Below are 3,412 nucleotides of genomic sequence, written 5' to 3'. Positions count from 1 at the left end.
ATCCAGTCCGGACGCGAAGCGGCGTCTACGACGCGTCCCGGAAAAATGGCCTCGTAGCAGATCGAAAGGCCGACCGGAGATAAACCGGGTAGCTCAACGGTCTGGGGGCCGGGACCGGGCGTGAAGTCCCCAAGCCCTGCGGTCAGTCGCTGGATCGGAAGAAAACCCCGCAAGGGAACATATTCCCCGAACGGCACGAGATGATGCTTGGAGTATCGCGTGACGATCCGTCCGGTCTGATCGACCGCGAGGATCGAATTTCGATAGCGTGTGCCCGTCCCGCCCGGCTCTCGCGTCTGGGCGCCGGTCAGTAGAACGCTGCCTTCAGGCAGACGGTCAGCAATCCGATCCAGCATTCCAGGATTCTCATCAAGATAGCCGGGAAATGCACTTTCGGGCCAGAGAAGGACGTTAAACCTGCCAGACTGCGCGGACAGATCCAGATAGCGGGATATGTTCCGGCCGCGGAACGCGGGGTCCCATTTCTCCGTCTGAGGAATGTTTCCCTGAACGATCCTGACGGTTGTGTCTGTTGGCGGTGTGGTGGCCATAAGGCGAACCGTACCGAGGGTTCCGGCACCCCCCACCACCGACATGAAAACAAATGCGGCGAACGCATTTTGCCGACGATTCCGCATGAGGAGCGTTACGGGCAGGACCGACAGCAGAACTGTGAGGAGGCCAAGTCCGTAGCTGCCAACCCATGCGGCCATTTGGCGTGGAATATCGTAGTCGGCCCATGCATAGGCAATCAGGTTCCAGGGGAAGCCTGTCAGCATGGTGCCGCGCAGCCATTCAGAAACCGACCAGCAGACCGCGAAGATCAATGCGCCGGAGACACCTTTCGTCCTGCTCCATGCGAACGCTGCCATTGCCGCCGCCGGGAACAGCGCAAGGCCGGCGGCCAGTCCAGCCACCGCAGGAACGGCCATCCAGCCGAACCGCTCCGCGTCGACGAAAAAGCTCTCCGCGATCCAGGACAATCCGAACAGGAAGAAGCCCACGCCGAACGCCCATCCGGCAAGTCCGGCCCGCATGCGGCTCTCTCCGACCGTGAGGAGATACAGCGCGCCAAACGCGACGGGCAAAAGCACCGGCATCGAGAATGGTGGCAGAGCGAGAACCGCCAAAGCGCCGAGACCGAATGCACAGAATGTGAGGATGATACCTGACATTCTGGAAATGCGGAGAACAGTGATGCCGATTGAAATCACCGAGATCTATCTTGAGGTTTCGGACGCAGCGACCTTTTCGCGCCCCGAGAAGATCAGCAAAATCCCGACGCCGCAGACCACGAAGACATCCGCGAGGTTGAACGCTGGCCAATGCGCCGTTCCGAGATAGAAATTCAGAAAATCGGTCACCCCTCCAAAGCGAAGACGATCGACGATATTCCCAAGAGCGCCGCCGATCACCATGCCGTAGGCAACCGCCTCGGCTGCCCGCGTTGCCCGGATCAGCGAGACGGCAAGAAACAGGACGATGGTGGTGGCGACCAATGCAAGGACCCACCACGGCACATTCTGAAAGAACCCGAAGGTCACGCCGTAGTTGCGGTGGAAGATCAGGTTGAAGCCGGGGAATACAGCGACGCCGGGGGCGAGCGCTTCTGCGTTCGCAAGCACGAACGCCTTCGATGCCTGATCGGCGGCAAGTGCCGCGACAGCTGCACAAATGCCAATGGAACGAATTGCCATGAATCACCCCAACCAGACATCTAGGAACAGCATGACGACGAGGCCGATCGCGAGCCCGGTCGTCGCCTGCTTCTGGTGGCCGCTGCGATGGGTTTCCGGGATGATCTCGTGGCTGATGACGTAAAGCATCGCGCCCGCCGCAAAAGCCAGACCCCAGGGCAAGAGAGGCTGCGCCACGACGATCACCGCGGCACCGAGAAAGCCCGTGACGGGTTCGACCAGACCGGTCAGTGCCGCGATGCCGAACGCACGGCCCGCCGAGTATCGCTCGCCCAGTAGGGCGACTGCAACAGCCAGCCCTTCAGGCGCATTCTGCAATCCGATCCCGAGAGCGACGGGAAATCCGCCTGTAAAACCATCAGCTCCGAACGCAACGCCGACGGCCAGACCCTCCGGCGCATTGTGGATCGTGATGGCGATGATGAAGAGCCAGACACGGCGCAGCGAGACCGCCTCCGGGCCTTCGCGCCCGCTGCTGAAATGCTCATGCGGGATCATTTCGTTCATCATGGCGACCGCGCCCATGCCCATCAGGATCGCAGCACAGACGATCAGCGCCGGTATCGCGCCATCCCCGTATCGGCCCTCCGCTGCGTCGAGTGCCGGTATGATGAGAGAAAAGAAAGACGCGGCAAGCATGACCCCGGCGGCAAAGCCGAGCGAAATATCGCGCCATTTGCGTGACGGGGTCTTGCCGAGAAGTACGGGCGTCGCCCCGACGGCGGTCATGAGACCGGCGGCCAGGCTGCCTAGAAAGCCCAGTGCGACTGGTGAGAGTGTTGTGATTTGCTCCACTTTAACTCGCCGGATAGGACGAAAAGATCTCAGTGGAGCCGTCGGATTTCACCAGAAAGACATCGTAGGCTTCGGCATCGTCGCCGAAATCCATGCCGGGCGAGCCGATGGGCATGCCGGGCACGGCCAGGCCTATGGCATCGGGACGTTCTTCAAGCAGTCGAGTAATATCGGCTGGCGGAACGTGACCCTCGATGGTGTAGCCTTCGACGGTCGCCGTGTGACAGGAAAACATATCGACGGGAATACCGCGGTCCATCTTCAGACGGATCAACGCCCCGCCCATATTCTCACCTTCAGGAGCGAACCCGGCATCGGACAGCTTTTCCATCCAGGCAAGGCAACAACCGCAGCCGCGCGTCTTTCCGACGTGGATAGCGGTCTGGGCGGTTACTGCCGTCGCGGCAGCAATCATGAGGGTCGCAGCGGCCAAGGTTTGAAACCTGTTTTTCATCGGAATTCCTTTCAAATCAGTCATGTGTCTTCGCGAAGAAAGGTCGCGAACCGTGTGCGCGTCTCTTCAAGGATTTCAGTGGCATCCGCAGTGTCGAAATTTTCCGCAGAGGCGAGCAATTCCTCCCCGAGCGGATCGATGGGTCGACCGTCCACGCGCACTTCGTAGTGAAGGTTCGGAGCTGTCGCCGTGCCTGTCTCACCGACCTGGCCAATCGTTTCGCCCGCGACCACGCGGTTTCCGACGGCCAGACCCTCCGGCACAGCGCTGAGGTGCGCATAGCGGGTCATGGTATCGGACCCGTGCGTGATCTCGACCACCCGGCCATACCCGCTCCGCCATCCGATGAAGGAGACCCGTCCGGGCGCGGTGGCCGCCACAGGCGTCCCCGCAGCGGCAGCGTAGTCGACGCCTGTATGCATCCGCATATTGCCGTAGATCGGATGCTTGCGCTGCCCGAAGACCG

Annotated in this window: 5 protein-coding genes; all 5 read right to left on the bottom strand. The window is 61.1% G+C overall.

The window, feature by feature from the left end:
* The coding region (gene lnt, locus BFV97_RS17250) for an apolipoprotein N-acyltransferase (RefSeq protein WP_245667801.1) at positions 1-1,175 on the bottom strand (1,175 nt) is incomplete at its 3' end.
* 45 nt (positions 1,176-1,220) lie between these two features.
* Positions 1,221-1,697, bottom strand: coding sequence for a signal peptidase II (lspA, locus tag BFV97_RS17245; protein WP_069301626.1), 477 nt, complete (start codon positions 1,695-1,697; stop codon positions 1,221-1,223).
* A gap of 3 nt (positions 1,698-1,700) precedes the next feature.
* Complete coding sequence (locus BFV97_RS17240; RefSeq protein ID WP_090270173.1) at positions 1,701-2,483, bottom strand: ZIP family metal transporter; 783 nt, start codon at positions 2,481-2,483, stop codon at positions 1,701-1,703.
* Between the two features lie 10 nt (positions 2,484-2,493).
* A complete protein-coding gene (locus tag BFV97_RS17235; protein ID WP_069301625.1) occupies positions 2,494-2,946 on the bottom strand; it encodes a DUF411 domain-containing protein in 453 nt (150 codons plus the stop codon).
* A gap of 20 nt (positions 2,947-2,966) precedes the next feature.
* A partial coding sequence (locus tag BFV97_RS17230; protein ID WP_157888365.1) for a M23 family metallopeptidase occupies positions 2,967-3,412 on the bottom strand: 446 nt, incomplete at its 5' end.

It is taken from the genome of Neptunicoccus sediminis, from assembly GCF_001719615.1.
GTDB classification, from domain to species: domain Bacteria; phylum Pseudomonadota; class Alphaproteobacteria; order Rhodobacterales; family Rhodobacteraceae; genus Amylibacter; species Amylibacter sediminis.
Note: the sequence above shows the minus strand (reverse complement) of the source record. Positions and strands in the feature narration are given on the sequence as shown.

Bases quoted from the DNA above. Each gene is read 5' to 3' on its own strand.
- lspA (WP_069301626.1), bottom strand. From the start codon at position 1,697: ATGGCAATTCGTTCCATTGGCATTTGTGCAGCTGTCGCGGCACTTGCC.
- BFV97_RS17235 (WP_069301625.1), bottom strand. From the start codon at position 2,946: ATGAAAAACAGGTTTCAAACCTTGGCCGCTGCGACCCTCATGATTGCT.